Source organism: Massilia phyllostachyos, assembly GCF_021044825.1.
GTDB lineage: Bacteria > Pseudomonadota > Gammaproteobacteria > Burkholderiales > Burkholderiaceae_D > Telluria > Telluria phyllostachyos.
The window spans coordinates 644,372-658,508 of the sequence record NZ_JAJNOC010000002.1; the positions used below are offsets into that span (position 1 = coordinate 644,372).

Annotated in this window: 10 protein-coding genes; 5 read left to right on the forward strand and 5 right to left on the reverse strand. The window is 68.5% G+C overall.

Annotation, left to right across the window (positions count from 1 at the left end; translation table 11 throughout):
* Positions 1 to 13 precede the first annotated feature (13 nt).
* From LQ564_RS09845 to cphA (LQ564_RS09855), 3 genes are all read left to right on the forward strand, one after another.
* On the forward strand, positions 14 to 1,783 hold the full coding sequence (locus LQ564_RS09845) for a thiamine pyrophosphate-requiring protein (protein ID WP_231057918.1): 1,770 nt from the start codon (positions 14 to 16) through the stop codon (positions 1,781 to 1,783).
* Positions 1,784 to 1,939: 156 nt separating this feature from the next.
* Entirely contained in the window at positions 1,940 to 3,397 is a 1,458-nt protein-coding gene (locus tag LQ564_RS09850) for an iron-containing redox enzyme family protein (RefSeq protein WP_231057919.1), read from the forward strand.
* A gap of 76 nt (positions 3,398 to 3,473) precedes the next feature.
* On the forward strand, positions 3,474 to 6,104 hold the full coding sequence (gene cphA / locus LQ564_RS09855) for a cyanophycin synthetase (protein ID WP_231057920.1): 2,631 nt from the start codon (positions 3,474 to 3,476) through the stop codon (positions 6,102 to 6,104).
* Positions 6,105 to 6,150: 46 nt separating this feature from the next.
* Here the strand turns inward: cphA (LQ564_RS09855) and LQ564_RS09860 are convergent, their stop codons facing one another.
* The 5 genes from LQ564_RS09860 to LQ564_RS09880 form a co-directional block, all read right to left on the reverse strand.
* Positions 6,151 to 6,681: an outer membrane beta-barrel protein gene (locus LQ564_RS09860; protein ID WP_231057921.1), complete on the reverse strand. Its 531-nt coding sequence runs from the start codon at positions 6,679 to 6,681 to the stop codon at positions 6,151 to 6,153.
* Positions 6,682 to 6,878: 197 nt separating this feature from the next.
* Entirely contained in the window at positions 6,879 to 9,467 is a 2,589-nt protein-coding gene (cphA, locus tag LQ564_RS09865) for a cyanophycin synthetase (RefSeq protein ID WP_231057922.1), read from the reverse strand.
* Positions 9,464 to 10,345, reverse strand: a complete 882-nt coding sequence (locus tag LQ564_RS09870) for a cyanophycinase (protein ID WP_231057923.1) — start codon at positions 10,343 to 10,345, stop codon at positions 9,464 to 9,466. The genes cphA (LQ564_RS09865) and LQ564_RS09870 overlap by 4 nt, the downstream gene beginning before the upstream one ends.
* A 19-nt stretch (positions 10,346 to 10,364) precedes the next feature.
* A complete protein-coding gene (locus tag LQ564_RS09875; RefSeq protein ID WP_231057924.1) occupies positions 10,365 to 11,276 on the reverse strand; it encodes an isoaspartyl peptidase/L-asparaginase in 912 nt (303 codons plus the stop codon).
* 125 nt (positions 11,277 to 11,401) lie between these two features.
* Complete coding sequence (locus tag LQ564_RS09880) at positions 11,402 to 11,914, reverse strand: DUF2244 domain-containing protein (RefSeq protein ID WP_231057925.1); 513 nt, start codon at positions 11,912 to 11,914, stop codon at positions 11,402 to 11,404.
* A gap of 126 nt (positions 11,915 to 12,040) precedes the next feature.
* Here LQ564_RS09880 and LQ564_RS09885 point away from each other — a divergent pair, with 126 nt between their 5' ends.
* Both LQ564_RS09885 and LQ564_RS09890 read left to right on the forward strand, forming a co-directional pair.
* Positions 12,041 to 13,306, forward strand: coding sequence for an Hsp70 family protein (locus LQ564_RS09885; protein WP_231057926.1), 1,266 nt, complete (start codon positions 12,041 to 12,043; stop codon positions 13,304 to 13,306).
* A 23-nt stretch (positions 13,307 to 13,329) separates the two neighbouring features.
* Positions 13,330 to 13,983: a 3'-5' exonuclease gene (locus LQ564_RS09890; protein WP_231057927.1), complete on the forward strand. Its 654-nt coding sequence runs from the start codon at positions 13,330 to 13,332 to the stop codon at positions 13,981 to 13,983.
* The last annotated feature ends 154 nt before the right edge of the window (positions 13,984 to 14,137 follow it).

Genomic DNA, 14,137 nt, shown 5'->3' on the forward strand with positions numbered 1-14,137 from the left:
AGGAGGAACCAGGATGGCGACCGTCGGCGATTTTCTACTCGAACGTCTGCACCAGTGGGGGGTGCGGCGCATCTTCGGCTATCCCGGCGACGGCATCAACGGCATCATGGCCGCGCTCGGACGGCGCGAGGGCAAGGACGATGACCTCGAATTCATCCAGACCCGGCATGAGGAGATGGCGGCCTTCATGGCCTGCGCCCATGCCAAGTTCACCGGCGAGGTCGGCGTTTGCCTGGCGACTTCGGGACCGGGCGCGGTCCACCTGCTGAACGGCCTGTATGACGCCAAGCTCGACCACCAGCCGGTGGTCGCCATCGTGGGCCAGCAAAAGCGCAGTGCGCTCGGCGCCAACTACCAGCAGGAGATCGACCTGATGGCGCTGTTCAAGGACGTGGCCGGCGAGTACGTGCAGATGGCCACCACGGCGGAGCAGGTGCGCCACCTGGTCGACCGCGCGCTGCGCATCGCAAAGAGCGAGCGCTGCGTCACCTGCATCATCGTGCCCAACGACCTGCAGGAAGAAGACGCGGTCCCGATGCCGCCGCGCGAGCACGGCAATACCTTCTCGGGCGTCGGCGCGCCGACGACCGCCCCGGTGCCGCCGCAGGAGGCGCTGGCGGAAGCCGCCGCCATCCTCGACGCCGGCAACAGGGTCGCGATCCTGGCCGGCGCCGGCGCGCACGGCGCCGAGGACGAACTGGTCGAGGTGGCCGAACTGCTCGGCGCCGGCGTGGCCAAGGCCCTGCTGGGCAAGGCGGTCATCGCCGACGACCTGCCGTTCGTGACCGGCTCGATCGGCATCATCGGAACCAAAGCCAGCAACGAGATGATGGAGGAATGCGACACCCTCCTGATGGTCGGTTCGAGCTTTCCCTACGCCGAATTCCTGCCGCCGGAAGGGCAGGCGCGCGGGGTGCAGATCGATATCGACGGGCGCATGCTGAGCCTGCGCTATCCGATGGAGAGCAACCTGGTGGGCGATGCGAAAGCGACGCTGCGCGCCCTGATCCCGCATTTGCAGCGCAAGACCGACCAAAGCTGGCGTGAACGGATCGAAGCCAAGGTCGCAGACTCCTGGCGCGTGCTCGGCGAAAAGGCGATGGAGCCGGCCAAGCCGGTGAATCCCCAGCGCGTGTTCACCGAACTGTCGCCGCGCCTGCCCGACGACGTGATCCTCGCGGCCGATTCCGGATCGGCGGCGGCCTGGTATGCGCTTGACCTGCGCATCCGGCGCGGCATGCTGGCCTCGCTCTCGGGCGGACTGGCCACCATGGGTTCGGCCGTGCCCTACGCGCTGGCGGCCAAGCTGGCGCACCCGGACCGGCCCGTCATCGCCCTGGCCGGCGACGGCGCCATGCAGATGAACGGCATCAACGGCCTGATGTCGGTCGCCTGGCACCGCGGACGCTGGACCAATCCGACCTTCATCGTGCTGGTGCTGAACAACCGCGACCTGAACTTTGTCACTTGGGAGCAGCGCGGCAACGAGGGCGAGCCGAAGTACGAGCCGTCGCAGCAGCTGCCCGATTTCTCGTATGCCGAGTATGCGCGCCTGCTCGGCATCGACGGCGAGCGGGTCGAGGACCCGGAAGCGCTCGGCGCCGCCTGGGAGCGCGCCCTGACTAGCAGCCGGCCCTACGTGCTCGAAGTCGTGGTCGACCCGAACATCCCGCCGCTGCCGCCGCACACGGTCGAACAGCAGAAGGCGCGATACGAAGAGGCGATCGCGAAGGGCGACGAGGAAGCGGCGGAGGTGCGGCGCGGCGCGCAGGCCCAATCTTGACTTGGAGGCAAGGGATTCACTGTCCCGGTTTTGTTACTTTGTAATCCCTTTCTTACATTCACTCAGCGCGCGAGCCGATGTCGAGGAACTGGCCCAGTCCGGATAATGTTGCTTATCGTCCTACCAGACCAACAAAAGTTGAGACAAATGAATTCGATGCTGTTAGCCGACGCAGCCGCGGCCACCGCCGCGGCCCGCACCCATGGGGGCGCCGCGGTCACCCCGGAGCGCGCCAGGCACCTGTACTTCGCGCTGTACGAGAATCCGCAGGCCGATCCCGAGGAAGCGCGCGCCTATGTCGCCGACCAGATCGCCGCCGTGCAGGACCTGCCGGCCGATTTGCCGCCGACCGTAGCCGGCCTGCAGGCCTGGGTCCAGGAACGCACCGACGCCGTCGGTCGTCAATACCGCGACTACCTCGCGGCGCGCAAGAACGGCGCGCCGCGCCGCTATTTCTCCTGCCGCGCGCATGCGCTGTACTTCATCAAGTCGGTCGCGCCGACCAAGCTGGTCGACGGCGCCTGGCTGTACGGCTTGCTGAAGCACTGGGACAACCCGGCCTACCATGAGCTGATCAAGACCTATCTGGAAGAACTGGGCGAGGGCGCGCCGAGCAAGAACCACGTCACCATCTACCGCAAGCTCCTCGCGACCCACGGCTGCGAAGGCTGGGAAAACCTGGGCGAGGAACACTTCGTGCAGGGCGCGCTGCAACTGGCGCTGGGCCACCACGCCGACCACTTCCTGCCCGAAGTCATCGGCTACAACCTCGGCTACGAACAGCTGCCGCTGCATCTGCTCATCACCTCCTACGAGCTGAACGAGTTCGGCATCGATCCGTATTACTTCACCCTGCACGTCACGGTGGACAACGCCGCCAGCGGCCACGCCCAGAAGGCGGTCCAGGCGCTCGAGGGCCTGATGCCGCGCGTCGGCGACCGCGATGCCTTCTACCAGCGCGTGCTGGACGGCTACCGCCTGAACGAGCTGGGCGCGAGCACCACTTCCGTGATCGCCGAATTCGACCTGCAGCAGGAACTGGTCGACATCCTCGCCGCCAAGAGCGGCGTCGGCAAGAACATGCACTCGGATTACTGCCGCGTCGCGGGCCGCTCGGTCAACGACTGGCTGGGCGACCCGGCGCGCATCCCGGACTTCCTGGCGGCGCTGGAAAAGGCCGGCTGGATCCAGCGCGGCGAAGAGGTCGAGCACAGCCGCTTCTGGCGCCTGGTCCACGGCGACAAGGCCGAGATGTTCGGCGTGTTCAGCGCCTACGAACTGCAGGTGCTGCGCGACTGGATCACCTCCAAGCCGGACGGCTCGCGCGCGCAGGAGCCGCGCACCATGACCTGGCGCGCACGCCAGCGCACCCTCGACAACCTGGGCCAGCATGCGGACCGCAGCGCCGACTTCCCGGAGCGCGGCCTGATCCGCCGCCATCCGCGCCTCGAGTCGCAGGACAACGAGCTGCGCCTGCTGGAAGAGCAGGTCGCCAGCGCGGCCGGCAAGGGGGAAGCGATGGAGCTGCTGGGCAGCCTGATGTCGCCCGAGATCCACCACACGGCGGTGGGTCTGATGGCCACCCGCATGTACACGCGCCTGTTCGACGCTTGAGCAGGGGCGGGCAACAAGGTTTTCCGCGTCCTTCCCAGACGAAGGACGCGTTCACTATTACGACAAGGATCTATTCGTGCAAATCCTGGAACAACGCTTCCTGCGCGGACCGAACGTCCACGCCGACTCGCCCTGCCTGCTCAGCGTGGTCGACCTGCAAGACCTGTATGGACGCTCTTCGAAAGACATCCCCGGCTTCAACGACGCGCTGTTGCAAGCGCTGCCTTCGCTGCACGGCCAGCTGCTGCCCAGCGGCCAGCGCGGCGGCTTCGCCCAGCGCCTGCGCGAAGGCACCTATCTCGGCCGCGTGATCGAGCAGGTGACGCTCGACCTGCAAACGCAAGCCGGCGCGCCCGCCAGCTACGGCCGCACCCGCCCGGTGCTCGGCCACACGGGCCAGTTCCGCATCGTGGTCGCCTACCAGTCCGAGAAACTGGTGCAGCCCGCCTTCGAGCTGGCGGTCGACCTGGTCGGCGCACTGGCGCGCGGCGAAGCCTTCGAGCTGGCGCCGCGCCTCGACGAACTGCGCGCGATCGCGGCGCGCTACGCGATCGGCACCAGCACCGCCTCGGTGCTGGCCGCCGCCCACGAACGCGGCATCCCGACCCAGCGCATCACCGAGGACGCCAACCTGTTCCTGCTCGGCTGGGGCGCCAGGCAGAAGCGCCTGCAGGCCACCACCACCGGCGACACCAGTTTCATCGCAGTGAAGATTGCGAGCGACAAGCAGCTCACCAAGGCCCTGCTGAAGGAAGCCGGCGTGCCGGTGCCGGAAGGCGCGGTCGTGACCAAGCTCGAAGACGCCCAGCGCGCGGCCGCGCGCCTGAAGGCGCCGTGCACCATCAAGCCGCTCGACGGCAACCAGGGCAAGGGCGTCACCGTCGATTGCCGCACCCCGGACGACATCGCGCGCGGCTTCGCGTTTGCGCGCGAGTACGGGCGCAAGATCATCGTCGAACGCTTCGTCGAGGGCCGCGACTACCGCGTGCTGGTGGCCAACGGTGACGTCGCCGCAGCGTCGTGCCGGCGGCCGGCCCACGTGGTCGGCGACGGCGTCTCCACGGTACGCGAACTGGTCGGGCGCGAGAACCAGAATCCGGCGCGCGGCGCGGGCCACACGAACATCCTGACGAAGATCGCGCTGGACGAGCACGCGGCCGACGTCCTGGCGAAGCAGGGCTTCGACTTCGACAGCGTTTTGCCCGTCGGCGTCGCGGCCGAACTGCGCGGCAACGCCAACCTGTCCACCGGCGGCACCGCCGAGGACGTGACCGACCTGCTGCCGGAATCGACGCGCCAGCTGTGCGTGCGCGCGGCCGCCAAGATCGGCCTCGACGTGGCCGGCATCGACATCGTCTGCCGCGACATCGCGCTGCCGCTCGACGCCCAGCGCGGCGCCGTCATCGAGGTCAACGCGGCGCCCGGCATCCGCATGCACCAGTACCCCAGCGCCGGCGAAGCGCGCGACGCCGGCGCGGCCATCGTGCAGGGGCTGATGGGCGATTCGGACGGCCGCATCCCGACCATCGCCGTCACCGGCACCAATGGCAAGACCACCACGACCCTGCTGATCGCGCACACCGTGCGCATGGCCGGCAAGCTGACCGGCGTGACCACCACCGAAGGCGTGTTCATCGACGGCAAGCAGATCGCCAAGGGCGACTGCACCGGCTACTGGTCGGCGCGCACCGTGCTGGGTTCGCCCGACGTCGAGTTCGCGGTGCTGGAGACGGCGCGCGGCGGCATCCTCAAGCGCGGCCTGGCGTTCGACCGCTGCGACGTCGGGGTGGTGCTGAACATCGCCGCCGACCACCTCGGCCTCGATGGCGTCGACACGGTGGAAGACCTGGCCCAGGTGAAGGCGGTGATCGCGCAATCGGCCTCGAAGGCGGCGGTGCTCAACGCCGAGGACCCGCTGTGCGTGGCGATGGCGCGCCGCGTCAAGCCCGAGACCGAAGTCGTGTACTTCTCGATGGATGCGGAGAACCCGGTGTTCCTGCAGCACCTGGAAGACGGCGGCCGCGGCGTCTACCTGCAGGACAATGCGATCGTGGTGGCCGACGAAAACCTGCACCAGGAACTGCTGCGGGTGGAGAGCATGCCGGTCGCCTTCGGCGGCCGCGCGCGCTTCAATATCGCCAACAGCCTGGCCGCGGCGGCCGCGCTGATGGCCTCGGGCTTCAGCAATCTGCAGATCGCGACCGGCCTGTCGACCTTCGTCTCGAACGGCAAGACCAATCCGCTGCGCACCAATATGTTCGACATCCGCGGCGTGACCGTGATCGTCGACTACGCCCACAACCCGGCCGCCTACCGCGCGATGGCCGAGATGGCGCGCGCGCTGCTGCCGGGCCAGCTGGTCGGCATCGTCACCGCGCCGGGCGACCGCCGCGATGAAGACCTGCTGGAAGTGGGGCGGGTGTGCGGCGAGCGCTTCGACGAGCTGGTGGTGTACGAATCGCAGAGCCGCGGCCGCGAGATCGGCGAGGCGGTCGACCTGATCCTGGAGGGCGCCGAGGCGGCGGCGGGGATCAGCGATACGCTGCACCGGGTGATCGAGGTGGGCGACGCGATCCGCCACGGCCTGTCGCTGTGCCGGCCGGGGGACGTGCTGGTGTTTGCCTGCGGTTCGTCGCTGCAGGTGTTCGTGGATGCGCTGCGGGTCAACGATCCGGAAAGCGCCGACCTGGTAGCAGCCCAGGTGTAGGATGGGCCTGGGCGGCCCACCCTACGGAAATGCGGTACCGGGTCGATCAGAAGAAGAATTTGAGCGCCAGCGTCCAGACATCTTCCTTGGCGCCGCTTTCCTTCTTCTTGCCGAAGCGTTCGTATTCCGCCGTCACCACCGTATTCGGTGTGATCGAATATTGCAGGCCGAACGCGCCATACGCGCCCGTGTCGTTCTTCCTGACCAGCGGCGCCGCCGGCAGCGCCGCGATCGGCAGGATCTCGCGCCGGCTCTTCGCCACCCCCACCTTGCCATACACCGACAGCTTCTCGGTCAGCGGCACGGTCGGCTTCACCGCGATGTACAGGCCGTAGCCCTTCTTGAAATCGATCCCGCCGGCTTCCAGCGCCAGTTTGTTGGTGAACTCGTAGCCGCCGAACAGCTTCGGGCTGGCCTTGCTGCCGCCGCCGCTGTAGTCGACCAGGCCGACACCGAGGCCGGCATAGGCTTGCGGCGCGGTGCGCGGGGCGTCGGGCTCCGGGGCGGCGGGGGCCATGGCATGCGCGAGACCCGCGAGTGCATAGCCCGAGACGAGGACAGCCAACGATTTGCGCATGCGTCTTCCTTCCAATCCTTCATTGAACCGAATTCTGAATCGGCAAGGTAACAGCTGAGCAGAAGGAAGGAAATATCAATTTGTAACGAAATGCAATAAGTTGGCCTTATTGACACATATGCATGCCGGCTTTTAAGTCATCTCTAAGTAAAAATGCCCCGCAAGCGGGGCATTCGAGATGACGGCCGAGGAAAGCGTCAGACCGCTTCCGCCTCGATCTTGCGCGCCAGTTCGGGGCGGGTCGGGCGCAGCGCTTCGGTCAGCTCCGAAATCGTGGTCCCGCAACCGAACACCAGCACGTCGCCCGGCTGGCACAGCGACAGGCCATGCTGGATCGCGCGGTGCGACGGCAGGACCACGCTCAGGGTGTCCTGCGGGATCTTGCCGAGCTGGGCGCCGCGCACCAGCAGGGACGCGGTCTCGCCCTCGGCGCGGCCGCGGTTCTCGGTCTCGAACACCACCAGGTCGTCGAAGCCGGCGGCGCAGACGCGGCCGATGTCGATCAGGTCGGCGTCGCGGCGGTCGCCCGGCGCCGCCACCACCCCGACCAGGCGCCCGGCGCTCATCGCGCGCGCGCTTTCGGCCAGGGCCGCGTAGGCGGCGCAGTTGTGGGCGTAGTCAACGATCACGGTCACGCCGTCGACGTCGAACACGTTCGAGCGCATCGGATTGTGCTTGGCGTCCGAGACGAAGCTGCGCAGGCCGGCCGCGATCTCGAGGTTGCCGAAGCCGTGGGCGGTCAGCGCGCCGGCCGCGGCCAGGGCGTTGGCGATGTTGTAGCGCGCCGCGCCGCCGAGCGAGACCGGCATGTCGCGCGCGTCCAGCAGCGCTTCGTGGCGCGCGCCGTTGGCCAGCACCAGCGTGCTGTCCTGCAGGTAGACGGCGCGGCCGCCGTTCTCCAGGTGGCGCAGCAGGGTCGGGTTGTCGGGGTCGAGCGAGAAATAGATGATCTCGACGCCGTCGCGCAAGTAGCCGGCCATCGCCACGCAGTAGTCGTCCTCGGCGTTGAGCACCACCGCGCGCGCGGCCTGCTTCGCCACCACGGCCTTGACCCTGGCCAGGTCGTCGAGGGTGTCGACGCCGTCCAGACCCAGGTGGTCGCTGGAGACATTCAGCACCACCGAGACGTCGACCCGGTCATAGGCCAGGCCGCGCTTGAGGATGCCGCCGCGCGCGGTCTCCAGCACCGCGAAGTCGACGCTTGGATCGGCCAGCACGCTCCTGGCCGAGTGGTAGCCGGTGCAGTCGCCCTTCATGGTCGGCATGCCGTCGACGTACACGCCTTCGGTGGTGGTGACGCCGGTATGCAGGCCTGCCATGCGCGTCGCGTGCGCGATCAGCAGCGAGGTCGTGGTCTTGCCGTTGGTGCCGGTGACCGCCACCGTCGGGATGCGGCCGTCGGACTCGCCGAACAGGGCGTCGACGATGGCGGCGCCGGCGTCGCGCGGCGTGCCGCGGCTCGGGTACTGGTGCATGCGGATGCCGGGAGCGGCATTGACTTCGATGATGCCGCCGCGCTGCTCGCGCAGCGGTTTCGAGATGTCCTGGCACACGATGTCGATGCCGGCGACGTCCAGGCCGATGGTCCGCGCGGCGCGGATGCAGATGTCGCGCGTTTCTTCCGGCAGCAGGTCGGTCACGTCCTCGGCGGTGCCGCCGGTGGACAGGTTGGCGTTGCCGCGCAGGTCGGCGCCCAGGCCGAGCGACAGTACGGTGTCGAGGGTATAGCCCTGCTTGGGCAGGGCTTCCTCGGCCAGCGCGTCCAGCGGGATCCTGGTCAGGATGTTGGTGTGGCCTTCGCCGCGCGCCGGGTTGCGGTTCTCGATCTCGACCAGCTCGCGAATGGTCTTGTGGCCGTCGCCCGTCACGCACGGCGGCCGGCGCCACGAGGCGGCGGCGATCTTCTTGCCCGTGACCAGCACGCGGTAGTCGCGTCCGGCCAGGTGCTCTTCGACGATCACGTGGCGGCCGTGCTTGCGCGCGTGGGCAAAGGCGCGCGCCACTTCTTCCGGCGTGGCGCAGTTGGTGGTGACACCCTTGCCCTGGTTGGCGTCGAGCGGTTTGACGCAAGCCGGCCCGCGCAGGCGCTTCGCCACGCGCAGGGCTTCGGCTTCGGAACTGACGGTGGCGCCGCCCGGGACCGGCACGCCGGCCTGCTCGAGCAGGGCCTTGGTCAGCTGCTTGTCGCTGGCGATGCCGACCGCGATCGAATTGGTGGCGCCGGTGATGGTCGCCTGCAAGCGTTTCTGGCGGCTGCCCCAGCCCAGCTGGAACAGGTTCGCTTCCTCGGTCAGGCGCAGCGCCGGGATGCCGCGCCGGATCGCCGCCTGCACCACGGCGCCGGTCGAGGTGCCGATCGCATGGCGTTCGGCCAGCTCGTGCAGGCGCGCCACGGCTTCGGGCAGGTCGAAGGGACGGTCTTCGGCCGCCGCCCGCACCAGCGCCAGGCCGGTGCGCAGCGCTTCCTCGGCCACCTGTTCGATCGCATAGCCGCACACGACGCGGCGCACGCGCGGTTCGCCCAGCACGGCGAGGGTCGCGCCACCGCTGCCGGCGGCGCCGGCCAGGCGCTGCAGCTCCATCACGACCGGCTCCAGCGCTTCGACCAGCATGGCTTCGTCGGCCAGGCGGACCGCGGCGTCCGGCGCCAGGCCGGGGAGGAGGGCGAACAGGCGGGCGGCGAAGCCGGGGGTCTTGACGGCGCCGTCTTCGACCACCGCCATCAGGCAGGGAGTGTCGGCATAGAGATTCGGGCCGCGCAGCAGGCGTTTTTCAGTGAGTTTCATTGGATCGGGTTCCGTTTCGTGACATGTTCCAGAAAGTCGAGCAGCGGCAGCGGCAGGCCCTTCCCGGGCGCGGTGGCGTCGGTCGGCAGGCGATAGCTCGAGCCGGCCGGCAGCAGGTGCAGGCGCACGTCGATCAGTTCCGGGGTGTCGCGGTCCTTGATGTCGGCCACGTTGGTGATCATGGTGCGGCCGTCGACGATGGTGACGGCGCCCTGGCCCAGCACCTCGATGCCGACGCCGCGCTCGACCACCAGCGCGGTGTCTTCGTCGATGCCGATGCCCTGCAGGTAGGGATTCTGGGCCACCACGGTCAGCAGGCGCGAGAGGCGCTGGCGTTCCGAGAAGTGCTGGTCGATCACTACCCGCTGCAGCAGGCCCAGGCCGGCCGCCAGGCTGACCGAGCCTTTCTCGGGGTGCAGTTCGACTCGGCCCTGGGCCAGCATGTGGCCCGACATCGCCGAGGCGCCGGCGCTGGTGCCGCCGATGGTGGCGCCGCGGGTCTTGAGCGCGATGTGCATCTCGGCGTCGAGCGCGGTGCCGCCCAGCAGGGCCAGCAGGCGCTTCTGGTCGCCGCCGGTCATGAAGATGCCGTCGGCCTCGGCCACCTGGCGCACGAATTCCTCGCTGTTGGCTTCCTGGCGGCTGCTCAGTTCGAGGTGGCTGCGGCGCTCAACGCCGAGGTTGCCGAAGGCGTCGTCGTACATGCTCCACATATCGTCGGGCACCGTGCTGGCCGCGGTGATCACCACGATGTTGGCATCCTTGCCGCCGGACAGCTCGACGAAGCGCGACAGGATCTCCATGTCGTGCTTGCGGTCTTCATGGCCGCCGATGATGACGAGGTGGCCGTTCTTCTGCTGTTGTGCAGGTTCGCTCATTGTCGCGCTCATTGTCGTTTTATCGTTGGGTCATTTTGGAAAGGGGGAGGGCCTTGTTGGCGAAGGCGCAGGCCTCGGTCTTCGTCACGCCGATCAGGCCGACGTCGACATCGTTCGGGAACAATTCGACGCCGCGCCTGAGCGCTTCCTCGAGCGCCATGCCGTGCTCGAGCCAGCCGTAGACGGTGCGCGCCAGCAGGTGGCGCACGATGTGTTCGCCGATGCCGGTGGCCGCGATCGCGCCCAGCGTGCCGGCGTAGAAGCCGCTGCCGACCATCGGGCTGTCGCCGACGCGGCCCAGCAGGCGCGGGGCCGAGCCGCCGGTGGAGCAGGCGACGGCGAAGGCGCCGTCGGGGCCGCGCACCACCGCGCCCACGGTGTCGCAGGCGCTCGATGCGGGCAGCTGCAGCGGCGTCTTGTAGTTCCAGAAGCGCTCGAACAGGCGGTTGTCGATGCCGGGCATGAGCGGCACCGAGCCGGCCAGTTCGCGCATCAGCTGGCGGTGCGCGTTGCGCTGGCGCTCCGAGACCGGTGCGGAACCCGGCATGCCGAGGCTGCGCGCGAACTGCTGGGCGCCTTCGCCGGCCAGCGCCACGTGCGGGGTGTCGGCGACGGCGCGCGCCAGGCGCACCGGATTCTTCACGTCGCGCACGCAGATCACCGAGCCGAGGCGGCCGCGGGTGTCCATGATGGATGCGCACATCTCGATGGTGGCGCCGTCCAGGCCGAGCGTGGCGCCGCTGCCGGCGTTGAAGCGGCCGTCGTCTTCCAGGGTGGCGACGGCGACGATGGCGGCGTCGAGCGCATCGCCGTTCGCTTCCAGTTGTCCCAGAGCGCGGCGCGCCGCCAGGACGCAGCCGTCTTCGTTGTCGGTCGAAGAACCGACGCCGCCGTGCACCACGACGGCGCCGGCTTGTTGAGTGTTGCTCATGTATTCCTGATGATTGTGCGTTGCAATATATTCATCTCCGTTGTCTCGGAGTCAATATCAGGATTATCCGGGTTGCCGCCTGCGCACCATATCGGTGCCCTTGCCGTGCCTGTGTAAGAGCTTGCTTACAGGAGATTTTTTTGGCCCGGATAGAGCAGGGATGCGCCGCGCAAGGCCTGGCGCAGGGCGCGCACCAGTTCCTGCCGCGCCAAGGGGGTGAGATAGCGTCCGACCTGGACCCGCACGCCGCGCGCCTCGATGTCGACCAGGGTGCGCATGCCGCTGTCCGCGAGGCTGATGCGCGCGTGCGCCGGATCGAGGCGCAGCACGCGGCGCCGCGTCCCGTCCGCATGCTCGACCAGCAGGCAGCCGTCCTGCAGGCGGACGCGTTCGTGGTCGAGGGCATGGCGGCTGTAGTGGAGCAGGGCGGCGCCCACCGCCGCCGATTCGACGAGGGCAAAGGCCAGCACCATCCACGCGCCCTGCAAGGTGAAGACCAGCGCGATCCCGAGCGAGGCCGTGCACAGCAGGGCATAGACCAGCAGCGCCTGGCGCGGGCTCAGCGAGCAGTTGCGCTTCATCAGCCATTCGGCCGCCGGCTTGTCGGGTTCGGACGCGTCCATATATGGGGGAGACAAGGTTGTCGATCTGCTTAGCCAAGTTTGCCACAGGCGCGAAAAACGCCTCGCCCGCCGTGTCGGCCGAGGCCGTTATCTGTTACCATGTCGCCCCTTTCAGATACTCGCTTCGTGATAAAGGTTCGTATGGCGCGCGCTTGCGGCGTTGATTTCGGGACGTCCAATTCCACCGTCGGCTGGCTCGCCGGCGACGACTATTCCGCTGCCGGCCAGTCCCTGCTGGTCCTGGAAGACGGCAAGGCGACCCTGCCCTCGGTGGTGTTCTTCAATGCCGACGACGAGCAGGTGAGCTATGGCCGCGCCGCCCTGGCCGAATACCTGGAGGGCTACGAGGGCCGCCTGATGCGCTCGCTGAAAAGCCTGCTCGGCACCAGCCTGATCGACGGCCAGACCGAGGTTGCCGGCCGATCGCTGCCGTTCAAGGCCCTGCTGGGCCAGTTCATCGGCGAAGTCAAGCGCCGCGCCGAGCGCCAGGCCGGACGCGCCTTCGACGCCGTGGTGATGGGGCGGCCGGTGTTCTTCATCGACGAAGACCCGGGCGCCGACCGCCGCGCCCAGGACACGCTGGAAGAGGTGGCGCGCTCGGTGGGGTTCAAGGAGATCGCCTTCCAGTACGAGCCGATCGCCGCCGCCTTCGACTACGAGTCGCGCATCGAGCGCGAAGAGCTGGTCCTGATCGCCGACATCGGCGGCGGCACCTCGGACTTTTCGCTGGTGCGCCTCGGGCCCGGCCGCGCCGGGCGCATCGAACGGCGCGACGACATTCTCGCCAACGGCGGCGTGCACATCGGCGGCACCGACTTCGACAAGTACCTGAGCCTGGCCAGCGTGATGCCGCTGCTTGGCCACGGCTCGAGCATGCTGTCCGGCGCGTCGATCCCGTCCAGCTATTACTTCAACCTCGCCACCTGGCACACGATCAACCAGGCGTACACGCGCAAGAGCATCGCCCAGCTGGCCGACCTGGTGCGCGATGCGAAGGAACCGGCCAAGCTGGCGCGCCTGCAGAAGCTGATCGACGAACGCGCCGGCCACTGGCTGGCGATCCAGGTCGAGGCCGCCAAGATCGGCCTGTCGGCCAGCCCGCAGGTGACGATGGAGCTGGACCGCCTGGCGCCGCCCGAGTCCTTGACCGTCACCCGCGAAGCGTTCGAGGCGGCGATCGCCGGCCTGGTCGACCAGGTCGGCGCCACCGTAACCCGCCTGGTCAGCGAAGCGGGCGTGGAACCGGACGCGATCGACACGGTCTTCTTTACCGGCGGCTCGAGCGGCGTCGGCCTGCTGCGCGAACGCATCGCCGGCCTGCTGCCGATGGCGCGCAAGGTCGAGGGCGACCTGTTCGGCAGCATCGGCGCCGGCCTGGCGCTCGACGCGCTGCGGCGCTTTGGTTAACTGTTGGAGATGCGAGGACACCCATGAGTGTATTTGAACGTCCGATCGTGATGCTCGACTTCGAGACCACCGGCCTGTCGCCCGAGGCGGGCGACCGCATCACCGAAGTCGCCGCGCTGCGCATCGTCGGCGGCGAAATCCGCGAACGCTACGTTTCGCTGGTCAACTGCGGCGTGCGGATTCCCTCCTTCATTACCCAGCTGACCGGCATCACCCAGGACATGGTCGATTCCGCGCCGCCGAACCAGAAAGTGGTGGCGGAGCTGCTCGACTTCATCGGCGGCGATACCCTGGCCGCCCACAACGCCAGCTTCGACGAGAAGTTCCTGAAGGCCGAGGGCTGGCGCATCGGCCGCCCCACCGGGCACTGCGGCCTGGTCTGCTCGCTGAAGCTGGCGCGCCGCCTGTTCCCGCGCCTGCCCAGCTACAAGCTCGGCAATCTCTCCAGCAGCCTCGGCATTGCCTTCCGCGGCACCGCCCACCGGGCCGAGGCCGACGCCGAGGTCGCCGCCGAGGTGCTGCTGCACGCGGCGCGCCACCTGGGCCGCAGCCACGGCCTGGAGCAGGTCGCGCCCGACCTGCTGGTCTCGGTGAACAAGCTGGCCGCGGCCAAGGTCACGGTCTTCCTGGACAAGTACGCCGCCGTCGAGCGCGAACGCCGCCTGTCGGCTGCCTGAACCGCTTCTTCCCCCGCGCATCCGCGCGAGAACGGCACGCTTGCGCGGACGCAAACCGCGCGCGTGTCGCCCCCTTAAACTTTTAACAACGGCGGGACATCTGCGTTCCACCGGGGTCACCGTTGCCGGCGTCGTCGCGTCTTGCCGTGTATCG

What these genes read in the sequence shown, in the direction of transcription:
- LQ564_RS09845 (WP_231057918.1), top strand. Translation starts at nt 14, where the DNA reads ATGGCGACCGTCGGCGATTTTCTACTCGAACGTCTGCACCAGTGGGGG.
- cphA (WP_231057922.1), bottom strand. Translation starts at nt 9,467, where the DNA reads ATGAAACTCACTGAAAAACGCCTGCTGCGCGGCCCGAATCTCTATGCC.
- LQ564_RS09850 (WP_231057919.1), top strand. Translation starts at nt 1,940, where the DNA reads ATGCTGTTAGCCGACGCAGCCGCGGCCACCGCCGCGGCCCGCACCCAT.
- LQ564_RS09875 (WP_231057924.1), bottom strand. Translation starts at nt 11,276, where the DNA reads ATGAGCAACACTCAACAAGCCGGCGCCGTCGTGGTGCACGGCGGCGTC.
- LQ564_RS09885 (WP_231057926.1), top strand. Translation starts at nt 12,041, where the DNA reads ATGGCGCGCGCTTGCGGCGTTGATTTCGGGACGTCCAATTCCACCGTC.
- LQ564_RS09860 (WP_231057921.1), bottom strand. Translation starts at nt 6,681, where the DNA reads ATGCGCAAATCGTTGGCTGTCCTCGTCTCGGGCTATGCACTCGCGGGT.
- LQ564_RS09870 (WP_231057923.1), bottom strand. Translation starts at nt 10,345, where the DNA reads ATGAGCGAACCTGCACAACAGCAGAAGAACGGCCACCTCGTCATCATC.
- LQ564_RS09890 (WP_231057927.1), top strand. Translation starts at nt 13,330, where the DNA reads ATGAGTGTATTTGAACGTCCGATCGTGATGCTCGACTTCGAGACCACC.